Source organism: Hyalangium minutum, from assembly GCF_000737315.1.
In the GTDB taxonomy this organism is placed as follows: Bacteria; Myxococcota; Myxococcia; order Myxococcales; family Myxococcaceae; genus Hyalangium; species Hyalangium minutum.
In genome coordinates, this window is the sequence record NZ_JMCB01000001.1 from 49,065 (window position 1) to 65,643 (window position 16,579).

At 66.9% G+C, this 16,579-nt stretch carries 17 protein-coding genes; 4 read left to right on the forward strand and 13 right to left on the reverse strand.

The genetic code is table 11. The annotated features are described in order from the left end of the window. Nucleotides 1-79: 79 nt before the first annotated feature. The 13 genes from sctQ to DB31_RS00300 all read right to left on the reverse strand — a co-directional run bounded on the left by sctQ (nt 80) and on the right by DB31_RS00300 (nt 10,965). Entirely contained in the window at nt 80-1,399 is a 1,320-nt protein-coding gene (sctQ, locus tag DB31_RS00240; RefSeq protein WP_044180503.1) for a type III secretion system cytoplasmic ring protein SctQ, read from the reverse strand. Further along, nucleotides 1,396-2,391 carry a flagellar hook-length control protein FliK gene (locus DB31_RS00245; RefSeq protein ID WP_044180505.1) on the reverse strand — a complete coding sequence of 332 codons (996 nt, stop codon included), beginning with the start codon at nt 2,389-2,391 and terminating at the stop codon, nt 1,396-1,398. The genes sctQ and DB31_RS00245 overlap by 4 nt, the downstream gene beginning before the upstream one ends. Before the next feature lie 30 nt (nt 2,392-2,421). Further along, nucleotides 2,422-2,910, reverse strand: a complete 489-nt coding sequence (locus DB31_RS00250; RefSeq protein WP_044180507.1) for a flagellar assembly protein FliH — start codon at nt 2,908-2,910, stop codon at nt 2,422-2,424. Nucleotides 2,911-2,945: 35 nt separating this feature from the next. Next, entirely contained in the window at nt 2,946-4,253 is a 1,308-nt protein-coding gene (gene sctN / locus DB31_RS00255; protein ID WP_044180509.1) for a type III secretion system ATPase SctN, read from the reverse strand. A gap of 4 nt (nt 4,254-4,257) precedes the next feature. Next, nucleotides 4,258-4,935, reverse strand: a complete 678-nt coding sequence (locus DB31_RS00260; RefSeq protein ID WP_044180511.1) for a FliH/SctL family protein — start codon at nt 4,933-4,935, stop codon at nt 4,258-4,260. A 24-nt stretch (nt 4,936-4,959) separates the two neighbouring features. Then, nucleotides 4,960-6,720, reverse strand: coding sequence for a hypothetical protein (locus DB31_RS00265; protein ID WP_044180513.1), 1,761 nt, complete (start codon nt 6,718-6,720; stop codon nt 4,960-4,962). A gap of 73 nt (nt 6,721-6,793) precedes the next feature. Beyond that, complete coding sequence (locus tag DB31_RS00270) at nt 6,794-7,579, reverse strand: type III secretion protein (RefSeq protein WP_044180515.1); 786 nt, start codon at nt 7,577-7,579, stop codon at nt 6,794-6,796. Nucleotides 7,580-7,708: 129 nt separating this feature from the next. Then, nucleotides 7,709-8,185, reverse strand: coding sequence for a hypothetical protein (locus tag DB31_RS00275; protein ID WP_044180517.1), 477 nt, complete (start codon nt 8,183-8,185; stop codon nt 7,709-7,711). Beyond that, entirely contained in the window at nt 8,142-8,975 is an 834-nt protein-coding gene (locus DB31_RS00280; RefSeq protein ID WP_075305796.1) for a sigma-70 family RNA polymerase sigma factor, read from the reverse strand. Before DB31_RS00280 ends, DB31_RS00275 begins: the two co-directional genes overlap by 44 nt. Nucleotides 8,976-8,982: 7 nt before the next feature. Next, nucleotides 8,983-9,378: a hypothetical protein gene (locus DB31_RS00285; protein WP_044180519.1), complete on the reverse strand. Its 396-nt coding sequence runs from the start codon at nt 9,376-9,378 to the stop codon at nt 8,983-8,985. Between the two features lie 33 nt (nt 9,379-9,411). Next, nucleotides 9,412-9,846, reverse strand: a complete 435-nt coding sequence (locus tag DB31_RS00290; RefSeq protein ID WP_044180521.1) for a tetratricopeptide repeat protein — start codon at nt 9,844-9,846, stop codon at nt 9,412-9,414. 98 nt (nt 9,847-9,944) lie between these two features. Further along, complete coding sequence (locus DB31_RS00295; protein WP_044180523.1) at nt 9,945-10,520, reverse strand: hypothetical protein; 576 nt, start codon at nt 10,518-10,520, stop codon at nt 9,945-9,947. Nucleotides 10,521-10,686: 166 nt separating this feature from the next. Next, entirely contained in the window at nt 10,687-10,965 is a 279-nt protein-coding gene (locus tag DB31_RS00300) for a hypothetical protein (RefSeq protein WP_044180525.1), read from the reverse strand. Between the two features lie 268 nt (nt 10,966-11,233). On the opposite strand from DB31_RS00300, the gene DB31_RS00305 reads away from it, so the two are divergent. The 4 genes from DB31_RS00305 (at nt 11,234) to DB31_RS00320 (ending at nt 16,579) form a co-directional block, all read left to right on the forward strand. After that, entirely contained in the window at nt 11,234-11,875 is a 642-nt protein-coding gene (locus DB31_RS00305) for a hypothetical protein (protein WP_044180527.1), read from the forward strand. A 393-nt stretch (nt 11,876-12,268) separates the two neighbouring features. Continuing rightward, nucleotides 12,269-13,006 (forward strand): ABC transporter ATP-binding protein, encoded by a 738-nt coding sequence (locus tag DB31_RS00310; protein WP_044180529.1) that lies wholly within the window; start codon nt 12,269-12,271, stop codon nt 13,004-13,006. Further along, on the forward strand, nt 13,006-15,114 hold the full coding sequence (locus DB31_RS00315; RefSeq protein ID WP_044180531.1) for an ABC transporter permease: 2,109 nt from the start codon (nt 13,006-13,008) through the stop codon (nt 15,112-15,114). The genes DB31_RS00310 and DB31_RS00315 overlap by 1 nt, the downstream gene beginning before the upstream one ends. 169 nt (nt 15,115-15,283) lie before the next feature. Next, a complete protein-coding gene (locus tag DB31_RS00320; RefSeq protein WP_044181963.1) occupies nt 15,284-16,579 on the forward strand; it encodes an ABC transporter permease in 1,296 nt (431 codons plus the stop codon).

Below are 16,579 nucleotides of genomic sequence, written 5' to 3' on the forward strand. Positions count from 1 at the left end.
AGTCCATTCCCAGGCGAGACCGCCATGGCTCCACCGTGGATCCCCGACGCCACCCTGCTCGCCCGCCAGCCAACAGGCTTCACCCGGCCAGGGAGAGGACCCGGACACCCAGCTGGCCCTCGACTTCGACCAGCTCGCCCCGAGCCACCACCTTGCCATTGACGGACAGCTCCACTGGCTCGCCGGGCGAGCGGTGAAGCTCGATGACTTGTCCCACCTTCAACGCCACCACCTCGTCGGCGGTAACGGGAACCCGGGCCAGTTCCACGGCGAGCTGCAGCGGGATGTCAGCCAGCAAGTCGCCTCCCTCCGGCCTGTTCGCGTCGTCCATATTCCCTTCCGACTCCGGAGGCATCTCATTCTCCGGGTTGGTGAAAACCTCGTTGTCGTTGGCGGGGGGCAGGACGCGCTGGAAGTTCGGCTCGCCCAGGATGAAGTCCTTGACGCGCGCCTTGTACTGGCCGTCCTCGACGAAGACCTCTGCCTCCACTCGGGTGCCGCCCAGCCCCACGCGCAGCGTGGCCGTGCCTGCCTCACCCCGGTCCGGACGGGTCGAGAGCGAGTCCAGCAGCACCACGTCCTTCACGCGGATGTACTCCAGATCGGAGCTGGCGATCTCCGCCTGGCCGATCTCCGCGCGCAGCCACGTGCGCACCGTGGACAGCAGCTTCCGGTTCATCCGGATGTCCGCGCGCAGGCGGCTGCGCTTCTCCGCGCCGCCACGCCCCTCTTCGGTGGCATTGAGCACCGCCGGAGGCATCACCACGCGCACGATGCCCGCGTGGGGCCCCACCGAGGCGTTCATCTGCACGACGACCACCAGCTCGTCATCCCCAAGCTTGGCGGCCACCTCGTCCACGCCCCGGGCGACGGACTCCAGCCGCATGCGCGGAAACGAAGCCTCCAGCGCGGGCGCCACGGCCTTGATGCCCTCGAGGACCACGAAGCTCATCACGCCTTCTTCGATGTCCGTCAGCGGCCGCAGGCCCACTGTCTCGCCCGCGCCACCCAGCAGCATGTCCACCAGGTTGTGGGCGAACGATAGCTCCACCTCCATCACCACCCGGCTCTTGAGCGCTCCGGGCGCGAGCACCGTCAGGAAGGAGGGCTCGCCCAGGTGGCGGCGCAGCTCCGCGATGGGGCGGATCTGCATGCTCACGAGGGAGACGCGGGCCTCGGCGTCGAACAGCGCCTTGAGCCGGGCATAGAGGGGCTCAGCCGCGGTGGGAGACGGAATGGCCCGGTGGAGGCGAGCCGTCAGCTCCGTCTGGGCGCGGTCCACGCGCTCCAGGTTGCGGAACTTGAACGGCTTCCAGGGCTTGGAGGGCTTTATCTGGCGGAGGTCCACCAGCATCGTTCGCTCGTGGATTCCGGGTTCATCATCCCGGCCAAGGCTCATGCCCGGGCCTCGAAGCGCAGATCTTCAAGCTTGAGGCCCCGGCCCTGCAGCGCACTCTTGAGGCCTTCGCTCTGCTCCTCGATCATCTTGAGCACGTCCCGATCGCTGCCGCTGAAGACGGCGGAGATCTTCCCGTTCTTCGCGCTGAGCTTGATGGACAAGCCGCTGAGGACGTTGCTGCGCAGGTCGATCTGGAACTCGGCCGCGCCCGCGCCGTTGGTGCCCACGCGGACCTTCTCGACGATCTTCTGGGCAATCTCGTTGGCGATGGCGCGCAGCCGGTCCGAGCCCGTGGTGGGCTTGGGCTTGGCCACCGGCACCGGAGCCATCAGCGCTGGGTTGAAGCGGAAGCCCGCCGCGGCCGCCGCATCCCCACCCTGCTTGCCGTCCTTGTTCCCACCGCCCTGCCCGCCGCCGGAGTCCGCGTCCGTCTTCAGAGCGCCCTTCTGGCCCGCGCGGCCGGCGCTGCGCAGATCCGAGGCCTGATCGTCCGCCTTGGCATCGCCCTCGGACCTCGCCTCGGAGGAGCGCGACTCGTGGAGAGACTCCGAGGACTCACGGCCGTGCTTGCGGTCCACCGCCATGGCCTGGCCCTGGGCGGTGTCGGAGGAGTGGCTCTCGGACATCTTCTCGGCCTCACCCGAGAGAGAGGACTCGACGCGCTCGTTGAGGGCCTTGGCGTCCTGGCGGCCCTGGGTCTTGCCCGTCTCCTGGCGCTGGCCGGTCTGCCGGGCGGCAGTGCCCTCCTGCTGGCTCGTCTCGGAGCCCTTGGCTTCCTTGGTGAGGCGCGCGAGCACCTGCGACCCCAGGCCCTGCTTCGTCTCCTGCTTCTGCTGGGTCTGGGCCTGCTGCGTCTGCGAGCTCTGAACCAGCTTGGAGAAGGCGTTCTCGCCCTGCCGGATCTGCTTGCTCTTGGCCTCGGCGCGCTGCTTCTCCTGCAGCAGGCGCTGGGTAATCTGGTCTGCCTGGCGATCGTCTTCGACTCGGCTCATCGCGGGACACCTACAAAGGGAGGAGAGAGGTTACTTGCGCTGACGGGCCTGGAACAAGGCACTGCCGATCTCTTCCTGCGTCATCTCCTCGCGCTGCTGGCGCTCGTACTTCACCTGCTTCTTCCAGTTCTCCTTATGCTTCTCGATGGCCTTGAGCTCCTTGGCGGCCTCCGCCATCTCCCGACGGCGCTGCTCCACCAGCTTCTCGGCCACCTTGACCGCTTCTTTTTGACGCTCGATGTCAAGCGCCACCTGCGCCTCCTCGTCCTTCAGGCGCTGCTCGAAGCGGCTCATCATGTTCATGCCGTTGATGCCGGCGCCCTTGGCCATCACCTCGTTGAGGTAGGCCATGACCTTCTGCTTGCGCTCGGCCTTGCGGCGCGCCAGGTCCTCCTCGAGGCGCTTGAGCTCCTGCTTCTCCTTCTCCAGCGCCTTGATGGCCGCGGAGAAAGCCTGTTCAGCCTCCTCCTTGGCGCGGGTGCGCATCTCCAGGAGGGTCTCTAAGCGGTACTGGGGCATGTGGCCCCCATCCTAACCCGGAAAAACCGGTTTCGTCAGTCCTGGAAGAGGCCGATGAGCTTCTCGACGGTCTCCTCGAAGGGCGAGTTCGAGTGGGTGTCCTGCTTGAGGAAGTCGATGATCGCGTCGTACTTGTCGATGGCGTAGTCCGTCCGGGGGTCCGTGCCGTACTGGTAGGCGCCCAGGAGGATGAGGTCGCGCTGCTTCTCGTAGGTCGCGAGCGTCTCGCGCAGCTTGCCGGCCGCCTTCTTGTGATCCTTGGAGACGATGCCGCTCATCACACGGGAGAGGCTGGCCAGCACGTCCATGGCGGGCCACTGGTTGCGCTCGCCCAGGGCACGGTTGAGGATGAAGTGGCCGTCGAGAATACCGCGGACTTCGTCGGCGATGGGCTCTTCCATGTCACCGCCGGCCACGAGGCAGGTGTAGATGGCAGTGCACTTGCCCTTGTCCGAGTTCCCCGTGCGCTCGAGGATGCGCGGCAGCATGGAGAACACGCTGGGCGGGTAGCCCTGGCGGGCCGGGGGCTCGCCGATGGCCAGGCCGATCTCACGCTGGGCACGGGCGAGACGCGTCACCGTGTCGAGCATGAAGAGCACGTTGCCGCCGCGCTCTCGGAAGTACTCGGCGATGGCCGTGGCCACGTAGGCGGCGCGCAGACGCACCAGGCTGGGTTGGTCGGAGGTGGCGCACACCAGCACGGCGCGCTTCATGCCCTCCTCGCCCATGGCGTCCTCGATGAACTCGCGGACCTCGCGGCCACGCTCGCCGATCAGCGCCACGACGCTCAGGTCCGCTTGGGTGTTTCGGGCGATCTGGCCCATCAGCGTGGACTTACCGACGCCGGAACCGGCGAAGAGGCCCACGCGCTGGCCCTCGCCCACCGTGAGCAGCCCGTCAATGCAGCGCACGCCCAAAGGCAGCGGCCGTTCAATTCTCTGGCGCTTGAACGGGTCCGGGCAGTCCCGGTCCACGCTCCAGTCAATCATGCCGTCCGGCATCGGCTTGCCGTCGATGGGCTCGCCGGTGCCGCCGAGCACGCGGCCCAGCAGTTGATCGCCGCACTTGATGGTGAGCGGCTTGCCGGTGGGAATCACCTCGCTGTCCGGGCCGATGCCCGACAGCTCGCCCAGGGGCATGAGCATCACCTCGTCGCCCTGGAAGCCCACCACCTCGGCCTTCACCTTGTTGGTGCGGGCCTTGATGTAGACGACCTCGCCCACGCGGACGTTGGGCACGCTGGCCTTGATGACCAGGCCCGTCAGCTCCGTCACGCGGCCTCGCACGCGGATGAGCGAGGCCTCCTTCAGCAGGGAGTAGTAGTGCGAGAGGTCGATCGCCATGGGGTTACGCCGGTCCTTCCTTCTTCCCGTTGGGATCGGGCAGCAGCACGTTCTGCAGCATCTCGAACTGCGTGGGCAGCTGCGCGTCGATGGTGCCGAACTCCGTCTGGACAATGCAGCCCACCGGGGCCACGTCCTGGTCCTCCCGGATGGCCAGGTCCACCGCCCGGCCAATGAGCTCCATCAGCTCCGGCTTGCGGGAGCGCAGCACCTGCGCCGTTTTCGGGTGCACCCGCAGGATCATCGAGCGCGCGCTGCGGATCTGCTCGATGGCGGTGGCGCACATCTCCATCATCAGCTCGGGCTGCCGCTCGATGTCCCGGCCGATGATCTTCTCGGCAATCTTGCACGCCAGGGCGATGACGTCCTTCTCGTTGCCAGCCAGCATCTCCCCGGCCTGCATCTTGGCGCGCAGCAGCACCTCGGAGGCCTGGGCAAGCCCCTCCTGGCGGCCCTGCTCGCGGGCCTTGGCGAGCACCTCCTCACGCTCGCGCTGGGCCTCCGCGAGGATGCGCTCCTTCTCCTTGTTCGCCTCCTCGATAATCCCCTGGGCGGACTGGCGCGCATCGAAGATCTCGGCGTTCATCACGCCAGCGCGCGTGGGACGCGGTGCCATGGGGCGCTCGGCGGCACCCGCAAGCTCCCCAGACCCGTCACCTTTGATCACCTTGCCGATCGCCATGGACAGCTCCTTGACGGCTGGATGCTAGCGCGATCCCCCGCGAGGTCCACGCCCCGAGTTGCCCCCAGAAGGGGGCCGGGTGGGCCGCTGGCCGCCTGCTCCCCCGCCGCGTGAGGCCAGGGACGGCCGGGCTGCCGTCTTTCCCGAGAGGACCCGGGGCGGACGCTCCGGTTCGTTTGTAAGTGAACTGCTCACCCCCGTCCCTCGGCTGCGGACACCCGGCGAGGAAATGACGCGAGAGCCATCCGGGTCCATGGGGGCCGGCGGCCGGTCGGCCATGCGCGGAGGAACGCGAGCGGGAGGCACTCCGCGCGGATCCCCTTCACGCGGCCGGGAGGGCGCACCCGCCTCGGGCGGAGGCCGGCGAGAGCCCGCACGGGAGTTCTCGACCTCAGGAGGAGGCTGACGGGAGCCGACGCGAGAGGCCTCTCTTGAGGGCGGAGGGCCCACCCGGGCGCCCCCGGGCTCCGGCGGCACGCCCTGTGAGTCTTTCCGCGGCCCCACGCGCGCGTTGCGCGAGAGCGCGGGTGGATCGTCGTCGATGGGAGGACCGATGCGAGAGGGCTCGCGCGAGGAGAGCGCTCCGGCTCGGCGAGCAGCGCGCTCGGCCATGGGATCCCGGCGGACGCTGCTGTCCCCGGAGTTGGCGCCTCCCGTGGGCCCCGCGAATCCCGCGCGCCGGGCCTCGCGCTCGGCCATGGCATCCCGGCGGGGCGCAGGCGGCGGCTGGACGACGTTGGAGCGCTCCTGGCCTCCAGGGGGCGGACGCGCGGGAGGTGGCTCGCGGCTGGGAGGCGCGCCACGCATGGGTGGCGGGTTGAGCGCCGGACGCTGCGGGGTGAGCCGCACAGGGCGCTCGATGAGGCCTCGGGCGGCCAGCCGCTCCAGATCCGCGACGATGTCGGCACGGCCGCCGTCCGTCACACGAGAGGCGGGCTTGGAGCGCTCGTCGCGAACCCACTTGGCCAGCAGGCTCCCGAAGTCCCCGCGGTGGCGCTCGAGCATGCGCGCGGCGAACTCCGCGGACTGAGACACACACGCACGAGCCAGGCGCTGGGTGCCCGCGCTGCGGATGGCGCCCGCCAGATTCTTCAGCCCGTCATGGACGGCGAGCTGCTCCTTGGCCTCCTCTGAAGGCAGCTTACGTGGGGCGTTGGCCTGGACGGCCTTGGAGGCCAGGGACTTCATGTCCGGCGGAAGGGCGGCGATGAGCCCCTCGCGCTGCGCATCCTCGAGCCCGGCCATCGCCGGCCCCAGCACGCGCGCGCCGAGCCGATCACACACGGTGAGCAGCTCACGCGGCTGCAGCATGAGCACATCGGTGAACTTGAAGGCGGCCTGGGAGCCGGAGCTGTGCTTGAGCCGCTCCTCGAGCTTCCAGCGGATGATGTCCAGCACCTGCGGACGCACCTCGCGGGAGAGCTTCACTGGGCGCTGCGGCAGGTGGGCACGCACGGCCTCGGCCAGCACGGAGGGCAAGGCCCGGAGCACCACCTCGGCCAGCGCGCCGCGCTCCTTCTGGATGAGGGCAGCCAGCTTCTCCGGCTCGGCGTTCCAGAGCTGGCCGCGCCGGTCCTTCACCAGCTTCTTGATCTCCTGCACGAGAAACGGAATCCGCTTCTCACGCGGGATGTGCATGATCTCCTGCGCGCGGTGGAGCAACAGCTCCCCGTCCTCCGGCGCGAGGTGCTCGAGCGCGGCGACGCCCTCCTGACCGCCGAAGGTGATGGCGGTCAGCAGCAGCATCGTCTGGCGCTTGTTGAGCGAGGTGAAGAATTGATCCAAACCGGTTCACCTCGAGGGACGCAGGTCCCGGGGTTCGAAGCAGAGAGCCTCAGAGCCTAACGCTGCCCGCGCCTCAGCGGCGGGCCGGACGCGCGTCGCCCGAGCCTCCGCGCATGAGTACCCAGGCCGAGAGGCCAATCATGGCCAGGACGAAGATGGAGACAATGCCCACGAGCACGCGGAACTGGCCAGCGCTGGCCGCCGTCATGCGCAGGCCGAACACGTCCTGCAGCCGGCTCTCCGGGTTGGTCTCCGCCGAGGGAGGCAGGCCCGGGGTGAGCAGCACCGTCACGCGGTCCGGCTTGAGCTCCTGCACCGCGGAGCTGACGAAGGTCTGCACATCCTTCTCCGTCACCGGCGGCTTGCCCTCGAGGCTTGGGCGGTAGCGGATCATCACCGAGGCCGACGGCATCGGCTTGTTCTCCGGCTGCGTCAGGTCATTCGTCTCCGGGATGTTGACGATGACGTTGGACTCCAGCACGCCGTCGACCTTGTTCAGGGCGTTGGAGATCTCGCCAGCAATGGCCTTGAGCATCATCGCGCGCTCTTCTGCGGCGGTGGGCACCATGCTGCCCTTGGCGAAGTGGTTGAAGCCCTTCTCCATGGGGCGCGGCAGCGAGTTGGCGCGCAGCAGCTCCGCGGCCTGAGCGGCGTCGGACTTCGGCACCTGGATGGTGAAGCGCATGTCCGTGCCTTCACCCGCCGCGACCTTGGTGGCGTTGATGCCGTTCTTGCTGAGCAGAACGTAGATCTCGTTGGCGTCCTCTTCCGTGAGGCCGTGCTGCAGTTCAATGGAGCAGCCCGTCACGAGGAGCAGGGCCAACAAGGGAAGGAGGCGGGTGGACGATCGATGAGTCATGTGCGGGGCCTAGCTTAGCGGCGCGGCCTTGCCGTTCCAACATGGGGTCCGGAAAACGTGGAAGGGCGATCCCCCCACTAAAGAGGGATCGCCCTTGGAAGCGCTGCCCGGATGAGGGGCAGGCAGCCTTTACACCTGGGTCTTGACCACGTCCTTGAGGCCGCTGGTGGCCTTCTCGACGACCTTCGACGTGAGGTCCAGCTCCTGGGTGTACTTGTACATGGAGGCCTGGAGCGAGAGCAGCTCCGAGTTGGAGAAGTTCTTCCCGCTCATGCCGGAGTTGATGAGCTTCTCCAGGTTCATCTGGCCCTTCTCCAGCGAGGAGACGACGCTGGAGACCATGGTGTTGGCCTTGCTCGTCTGCGCCTTCGCGTCCACCGGCTCCGCGGCCTTGGCGGTCAGCTGCTGGCTGTTGGCGCCGTTGACCTTGTTGAGGCCTGCCTTCTCCGTCTTGTTGACGTCGTCGACCTTACGCGACGCGTCGACCTGCTGGGCCTTCTGCGTCTGCTGGACCGACTGCGCCTGCTGCACGCCCTGGGCCTGGTCAACGCCCTGAGACTTGTTAGCGAGAACCCCGTCGAACTTCGAGGCTCCCTGCTTGTTCACCTGCTGCGCGCCCTGATCCTGCAGCTTCTGCTGCGCGATCTGTGCGGCCGAGATGCCTGCTGTCGGACCCGCCATGTGACTGCCTCCTTGCATCGTCGGAGGAAGCCGGGGCTTCCTCGTCGTCTAAAAGTTCCTTGAGCCGCTCGATGGCCCGCGCATGAAGCCGCGACGCCCAGCTCTTCGACTGCCCAATCTCCGCGCCCGCCTCTTCCAGCGTCTTCCCGTGGAAGTAGTACCCCTGCAGCAGCTGCCGCTCCTTCTCCGGGAGCTGATCGATCGCCGCCCTCACCCGCCGCTTCAGCTGCTCCATCTCCAGCCGCTGATCCGCCGGCAGAGACTCATCCACGTACCCCGACGCGTCCAGCCCTTCCAGGCTGGTGGCCAGCACCATGGCCAGCCCCGTCACCGCGTTGGAGATGTCATTCACATCATCGTCAAATGACCCTCCGCGGTTGCCTCCGCCCTGCTCGCGGTCCGACAAATTTCCAAGGTAAGCGGCCGCCCGTTCACCCACGAACGCGCCGCGCGCATCCGCGCCCTTCAACACCCCCATTTTCCTCAGGCCGTCGAAAATGGCGCCCTTGATGCGGTAGTGGGCAAAGGTGAGGAAATTGGCTCCCACCTTGGGATCAAAGCGATCTGCCGCCTCGAGCAGACCGATCTGCCCGTAGGCCATCAACTCCTCGATCTCGAGCTGGGCGTTGAACTGCTTGCGGACAGTCGCTGCCAGCGACCGCACGTAAGGGCCGTATTTCTCGAGGATCGCCTTCTTGTCGTCGCCGAAGCCCAAACGCCGCTCACTCGGCCTTCGACCACAGCCGCTCAAGAACCTGGTTGAGCCGGGGATCCTCTTGGAGCGCGTCCGCGATCTTGCTGGAGAGCGCGGAGGACTTCATCCGGAGCTTCTCCTTGAGGACCTCAGCGACGAGGTGCTTCGTGGCCTCCTCCTTGTTCTTGAAGCCGCCGTTCTTGAGCTGCTTGGCGATGGCCATGGCCTGGGAGGAGATGGGATCCGCCGCCCGGGCCTGCTCGACATTGGAAGAGCCCACCAGCCCGGAGGGCCCCACCAGGGACTCGGCCTTGTCGACCTTGCCCCCGAAACTCGAACCACCCGCGGGAGCCTTGCCGGACGCACCCCTCGCGCCACCCGCACGGCCCTTACCACCCCCGCGTCCTACGCCACCGACTGACATCGCCAAGCCTCCTCAGCTCCAGCGCATTGTGCGCTACTTCTTCGGCGGAGGCAGCGCCCCCGCCTCTTTTGCATCGATGAGGGCACGCGCGAGCCGGGCGCCATCGCCCTCGGGCTCGAGATCCACCGCGGCCTTCAGTTCCTTCAGCGCTTCCGGGACCTTGCCCATGAAGAGTAGCGCTTCGCCAGCGTGCGCGCGCGGCAGGGCGGAGTTCGGGGCCAGACGCTGGGCCGCCCGGTAGGCTTGCAGGGCCTTGTCGTGGCGCCCCTGGGCGAACTCCAGCGCGCCCAGCGCCAGCTGCGGCACCTCGCTCTTGGGCATCAAGGCCACGGCGCCGGTGAAGACGTCCTTCGCCTTGTCGTACTTGCCCATCTCCAGCCAGATGTAGCCGGCCTCGAGCAGGATCATCGCCTGCTGCTTGCCCACCGGGACGACGCTGCCAGCAATCTCCGACGCAGACTCCGCCATGAAGCGTGCTCTCCTGTGCAAGGGCCCGGAAGGAAGAAGGGGGGCAGTACCGCAGCCCCCCTTCCCACTCGGCGCCCGACCACCAACAGCTTAGCGGATTAGCGGATGTTGCCGATCGCGTTCTTCGCCGTCTCGTGGCGGGACTTCAGCACGTTGGAGACGGCCTGGTACTTCTGGGACTCCTGCTGCATGGCGGACTGGAGCTTCAGCAGGTTCTTCTGCTCCTGGAACATGCCGGCCAGCTCACCGTTGAACTCGGAGCCCGGCGTGCCCGTGTTGCCCGCCAGGTAGTTCGGGCCGCCCGCGGTGCCGCCGCCGCCCACGCCCGGGATGCCGACGCTGCCGCCGGAGCCCACGGTGGTGTTCACGGAGGGAACGCCCACCGAGCCCGCGCCCGTGCTGCCCGAGCCCGCGCCCGGCAGAACCGACGTGTACGGAGTGGACGCGCCGCCAGTGGCGCCCGACGCGGTAAGCGTCGTCATCGACGAGACCGCCGCCGAGACGATGCCGCCACCGGAGAACATCCCCGTGGCCAGACCCACGCCGCCGGCGACCGCGCCCGCCGCGTTGTTCACGCCCGCCTGAACGCGAGCACCGAAGCTCGTGTCCGGGGTCTGCCGACCCACCGACAGGTTGGTAGACATCCGAGGACCCATCAATCCATCGACCTTCATTTTTTCCTCCAGCGTTCGGACAACTTCGAAAGGTTCAGAGCCCCGGCCAGCCCGGCGCTCTCATTGTAATTATCGCTGATCACGCGCCTGGGTTGCCTCGGGTCCGGAAAATCCCGGCGCAACGCAAATGTTTCCAGCAATTCCAGGCACTTGCGCAGCGGGGTAGCTACTTGCGGCCCTTGCCGCCCTTGTTCTCCGCGATCAGATGTTCGCGCGTTTCGAGAAGAATGCCCAGTAGCTCTTCGGCGCTTGACAACGCGGCCTGGATCTTCTTGCCCTGCTCAGCCTTGGGACCCTTGAGGGTGTCGAGGCCCTCCTTGATGGGGTTGAAGAGCGACTGGACCTCTTCCGCGGTGGCGCCCTCGATGAAGGACTCGATCGCCGGATAGGACGGAGTGGGAAGAGGCTCAGCTTCAGGGGCTTGCTGCTGCTTGGGAGGAGGCATTGTAGGAAGGGTCTCCTGTCAGGGCGCCGTCCGGGCGGCCGACTCAAAAGCGGATGTACGGACGGTAGGAGAAAACTCCCTCTCTGTTCAAGACGGGCGTCGTACCACCGAGAGCAATGTGGACAGAAAGCCACGGCCGCAGAGCAAGCATGCACGCGGCATTGCCTCGGAGGGCCTGTCCGCGCCTCCCAGCGCACCTACGTTTTTCCTAGCGGGGGATGCGCACCGCCCTTCCGCACTCACCACATCCAGATGGGGGATGACTTCCATGAAGAAGCTGACGGGACTTTTCGCGGCCGTGGCACTGATGAGCCCGGGCATGGCGCTCGCGAACGAGGGGAAGAAGCACGACCAGCAGCAGACGCAGAACCAGAGCAACACGGGCGGGTCTGGCGTCCAGACAACCACCGGTAGCAGCCCCGAGAGCTCGCTCGGTACGGGCAACCAGATGGGCCAGAGCGGAACGACGAACCCGCTGAGCGGCAACCAGATCACGGGCCGCGTCGTGAAGAGCGACAAGAAGATGATCTGGGTCGAGCACGCGGGCGCCATCGTCCCGCTGAAGGTCGACAAGAACACGCAGTTCACGGATCCGAGCCTGAAGCGGGCCTCGGACTTCAAGGAGGGCGATGAGATCCGCGCCTCCTTCGAAGTGCGCAAGACGGACAACGTGGCCACCAGCATCCAGAAGAACACCGACGTGGGCCAGGGCGGCAGCGGCTCGGACGTGATGATGCCGGACAAGGGCATCAACCAGCCGTCGGACACCCTGCCTCCTTCCAGCGTGCCGCCCATGAATGAGGGACTGGGCGGCAGCGGCGACCTGGGCCCTGACATCACCCACCAGGGCTCGGACCTCGGCACTGGCTCGGACGTGAACCAGGGCAACAAGACCAGCGGCGACTTCTAGCAGCGCCCTGCTCCTGAGAGCGCTCCGCTGCTCTGCAGGAGTGCTGCTGACCACCTGCTGGGCCCGAGGCCCGCGATCCACCGCTCGGATCGTGGGCCTCGATCTTTGTAACAAGGCCGTAACGGCTTGCCCTCCGCTCGCTCTTCTCCCACCCCCATTCCACATTGACGGCGTTGTCGTGAGGCAGCTAGATGCCGCCCCGTCGGGTGGTGCCGCGTCCTTGCGTCGCACCACTATCCAGGGGGTCGCCATGACGGCGGGTGGGAATTGCCACCTCGAGAGCCGCTTTAGCGAATGTGTCCGCCACACGAGCGGAGCCGTCCGCAAGCCATCATCCGCCCCGCCCCGCCTGGTCCCCCTGCCCGTCAGCGAGTTGTGAAAGGACCCCTCTCCATGTCCGCAGCGCCCATTGTCGACATCAACGAAGTCACCAAGGACTACCGCCTCGGCAAGGTGGTGGTGCCCGCCCTCCGAGGCGTCTCGCTCCAGGTTCACCCCGGAGAGTTCATCTCCATCGCGGGCCCGTCGGGCAGCGGGAAGACGACGATGCTGAACCTCATTGGCTGCGTGGACACTGCCACCGCAGGCGTGGTGAAGGTGGCCGGCCAGGACACGAAGCAGCTCACCGAGCGAGCGCTCACGGACCTGCGGCTGCACACCATCGGGTTCATCTTCCAGAGCTTCAACCTGGTGTCGGTGCTCAGCGTCTTCCAGAACGTGGAATTCCCCCTGCTGCTCCAGAAGAAGCTCAACGCCCAGCAGCGGCGTGAGCGGGTCACGCAATTGCTGGAGCAGGTGGGCCTCGCCGGCCACGCGAAGCACCGCCCCAACGAGCTGTCCGGCGGACAGCGCCAGCGCGTCGCGGTCGCCCGCGCCCTGGTGACTCAGCCGCAGATCGTCCTGGCGGACGAGCCGACGGCGAACCTGGACTCCGTCACCGGCCAGCAGATCATCGACCTGATGAAGGCGATGAACCGCGAGCGCGGCACCACCTTCATCTTCTCCACGCACGACGCCAAGGTGATGACCCACGCCAACGCCGTGGTGCGTCTGAAGGACGGGATGATCCTCGACCGCGTCACTCCCGCCGAGGCGGGCATGGCCCTGGCGGCCGGTGCGGAGGGGCACTGATGGGCACGCTCAAGCTGCTCTTGCAGGTGGCCTTCCGCAACCTGTTCAAGAGCTGGGTCAACGTCATCATCGGCGGCATCATCTTCTTCGCCACCTTCCTGGTGGTGACGGGCGGCGCGCTCCTAGACAGCGTGGACTCGTCCATGAGCCGGTCGATCATCGGCTCCATCGCGGGCCACATCCAGGTGTACTCGGAGAAGTCCAAGGAAGAGCTGGCGCTGTTCGTCACCATGGGTGGCGAGGCGGACGTCGCGGCCATGGACAGCTTCAGCCCCATCAAGGCGGCGCTGGAGAAGCACCCCAACGTGAAGACAGTGGTGCCCATGGGCGCCAATGGCGCGCTCATTACCTCCGGCAACACGGTGGACCTGACGCTGGCGCGCCTGCGCGGGCTGTACCGGAAGAACGCCGAGGAGGGCGACACGCCCGAGCGGCGCGCCCAGATCGACAGCCTCAAGGCGCATGTGCGTCACCTGGCCGAGCTGCTCGAGGCCGAGAAGGCCACGCGCACCAAGCTGGTCCGGGAAGAGACCCTGGATCCCGCAGAGGTGGCGGCGCTGGCCAAGGCACGCTCGGAGGAGTTCTGGGCGGGCTTCGACAAGGACCCGTTCGGCTCGCTGGAGTTCCTGGAGAACCAGCTGGCGCCCCAGGTGGCCGATGGAGACCTGCTCTACATCCGCTATGTGGGCACGGACCTGGATGCGTTCCAGAAGAGCTTCGACCGCATGCAGATCATCGACGGCACGGCGGTGCCCCAGGGCAAGCGCGGCATGCTGCTGTCCAAGTACTTCTATGAGGAGTTTCTCAAGCTGAAGTCCGCGCGCCGGATGGACCTCATCAAGGAGGCGCTCGAGACGAAGCAGAAGACGATCGCCTCGGACCCGCTGCTTCAGCGCTACGTGAAGGAGAACTCCACGCAGCCGCGCGAGATCGTCTACCAGCTGGATCCCATGAAGTCGCAGCAGGCCGTGTCGCGGCTCCAGGACATCTTGCAGAGCAAGGAGACGGATCTGTCCAAGCTGGTGAGCCAGTTCCTCACGGTGACCGACGAGAACTTCGACACCCGCTACAAGCAGTACTACGAGCAACTGGTGCCGCTGTTGGACCTGTACCGCCTGAAGATGGGGGACACGATCACCATCACCGCGTTCAGCCGCACCGGCTACGTGCAGAGCGTGAACGTGCCCATCTACGGCACCTACCAGTTCAGCGGCCTGGAGAAGTCCCCGCTGGCGGGCTCCGCGAACCTGATGGACCTGGTGTCCTTCCGCGAGCTGTACGGCTACCTCACCGAGGAGAAGAAGGAGGAGATCGCCCTGCTCAAGCAGAAGAGCGGCGCGGCCGAGGTGAAGCGCGAGAACGCCGAGGAGGCCCTCTTCGGCGAGGCGGCTCCCTCCACCCTGGTGGCGGACGCCACGCCCGGCTTGATCAACGAGAACGAGCAGATCACCTCCACCGGCGCCGCCCTGCGCAACGAGGACCTGCTCAAGCGCGTCTACTCCCAGAAGGAGATCGAAGAGGGCATGGTGCTGAGCTCCGCCATCATCCTCAAGGATCCGGAGAAGCTGGAGACCACCCTGTCCGAGCTCGGGAAGTCCCAGGAGCTGAAGGACCTGAAGCTGCGCGTGGTGAGCTGGCAGAAGGCCGCGGGCCTCATTGGCCAGTTCGTGCTGATGATGCGCATGGTGCTGTGGGGCATCATCGTCATCCTCTTCGTGGTGATCCTGGCCATCATCAACAACGCGGTGATGATGGCCACCCTCCAGCGCGTGAGGGAGGTGGGCACCATGCGAGCCATCGGCGCGCAGCGCTCCTTCATCCTGGCCATGGTGATGCTGGAGACGGTGGTGCTGGGCGCGGTGTTTGGCGGCCTGGGAGCTGGGGCTGGCAGCGCGCTCATCCGCTGGCTTGGCAAGGTCGGCATCCCCGCGGGCACCGAGGAGCTCTACTTCTTCTTCAGCGGCCCCCGGCTGCTGCCCACCCTGAGCGCCTCGAACATCGTTGTCGCCTTCATCCTCGTGGTGGGCGTCTCCCTGTTCTCCACCTTCTACCCCGCCTTTATGGCCACGCGCGTGTCGCCCGTCACGGCGATGCAGACGGACGAGTGAAGCCATGTCCCAACGCCCCTTCCATGTGAGGCTGATCCAGGCCCTCGAAGACCCCTCGGGCCTGAACTGGCTCCAGCGCATGGCCCTGCAGCCCGTCCGCGCCGTCTACGCGCTCTACAACCTGGGCTACTTTTTCTATTACCTGCTGACCCACCCTGCGGAGGTCGCCATGCTGTGCCGGGTGGCCGTCCGCAACCTGCGGGCCCACCAGCGGCGCACCCTCCTGCTCGGAGGCGCCATTGGCGGCGTCACCGCAGTGCTCGTCATCCTGATGGGCGTCACCAACGGGATGAAGTCCACCATGCTGGAGTCGGCCACCACGCTCATGAGCGGGCACGTGAACGTGGGCGGCTTCTACAAAGTCACCGCGGGCCAGTCCGCGCCCGTGGTCACCGAGTACCCGAAGCTCGTCGCGAAGATCCGCCAGGACGTACCCGAGCTGGACTACATCTCCCAGCGCGGCCGCGGCTGGGCCAAGCTCGTCTCCGACACCGGCTCCATGCAGGTGGGCGTAGGCGGCATGGACGTCGAGGCCGAGCCGGGCTTCCGCAAGGTCGTCCAGCTTCGCAAGGGAAATCTGGATGACCTGAAGCAGCCGGGCACCATCCTCATCTTCGAGGAGCAGGCCAAGAAGCTGGAAGTGACGGTGGGCGACACGCTGACGCTGTCGGCCCCCACCATGCGCGGCATCAACAACACGCAGGACGTGCGCGTGGTGGCCATCGCCGCCAACATCGGGATGATGAGCGCGTGGAACACCTTCGTGCCCAGCAAGAGCCTGAGGGACTTGTACCAGCTCAAGGACGACACCACCGGCGCCATCTACCTGTACCTCAAGGACATGAAGGACATCCCCGCGGTGCAGCAGCGGCTGCGCACCCAGCTGGCCGAGTCAGGCTACACGCTCATGGACAACGACCCACGCGCCTTCTGGATGAAGTTCGACGTGGTCAACCGCGAGGGCTGGACGGGCCAGAAGCTGGACATCACCAACTGGGAGGACGAGATCTCCTTCGTGCAGTGGGTGGTGCAGGCCTTGGGCGCCATCACCGGCGGGCTCACCTTCGTGCTGCTGGTGGTCATCGCCGCTGGCATCACGAACACGCTGTGGATCGCCATCCGCGAGCGCACCCGGGAGATTGGCACGCTGCGCGCCATTGGCATGAAGCGCGAGAGCGTGCAGACGATGTTCCTGGCGGAGGCGCTGATCCTCAGCCTCGTGGCGACCCTCACGGGCGCGCTGGTGGCCGCGGGGCTCTGCTTCCTCGTCAACGCCCAGCACATCCGCGCCCCTGAGGTCGTCCAGGTGATGCTGCTGACGGAGCACTGGTTCTTGAAGATCGAGCCCGGCTCCGTGGTGTTCGCGGTGGCGCTCATCACTGGGGCCTCCATGTTCGTGAGTCTGATTCCCTCGTTCCTCGCCGCGCGGATGAAGCCCGTGACGGCCATGCACCACATCGGGTGA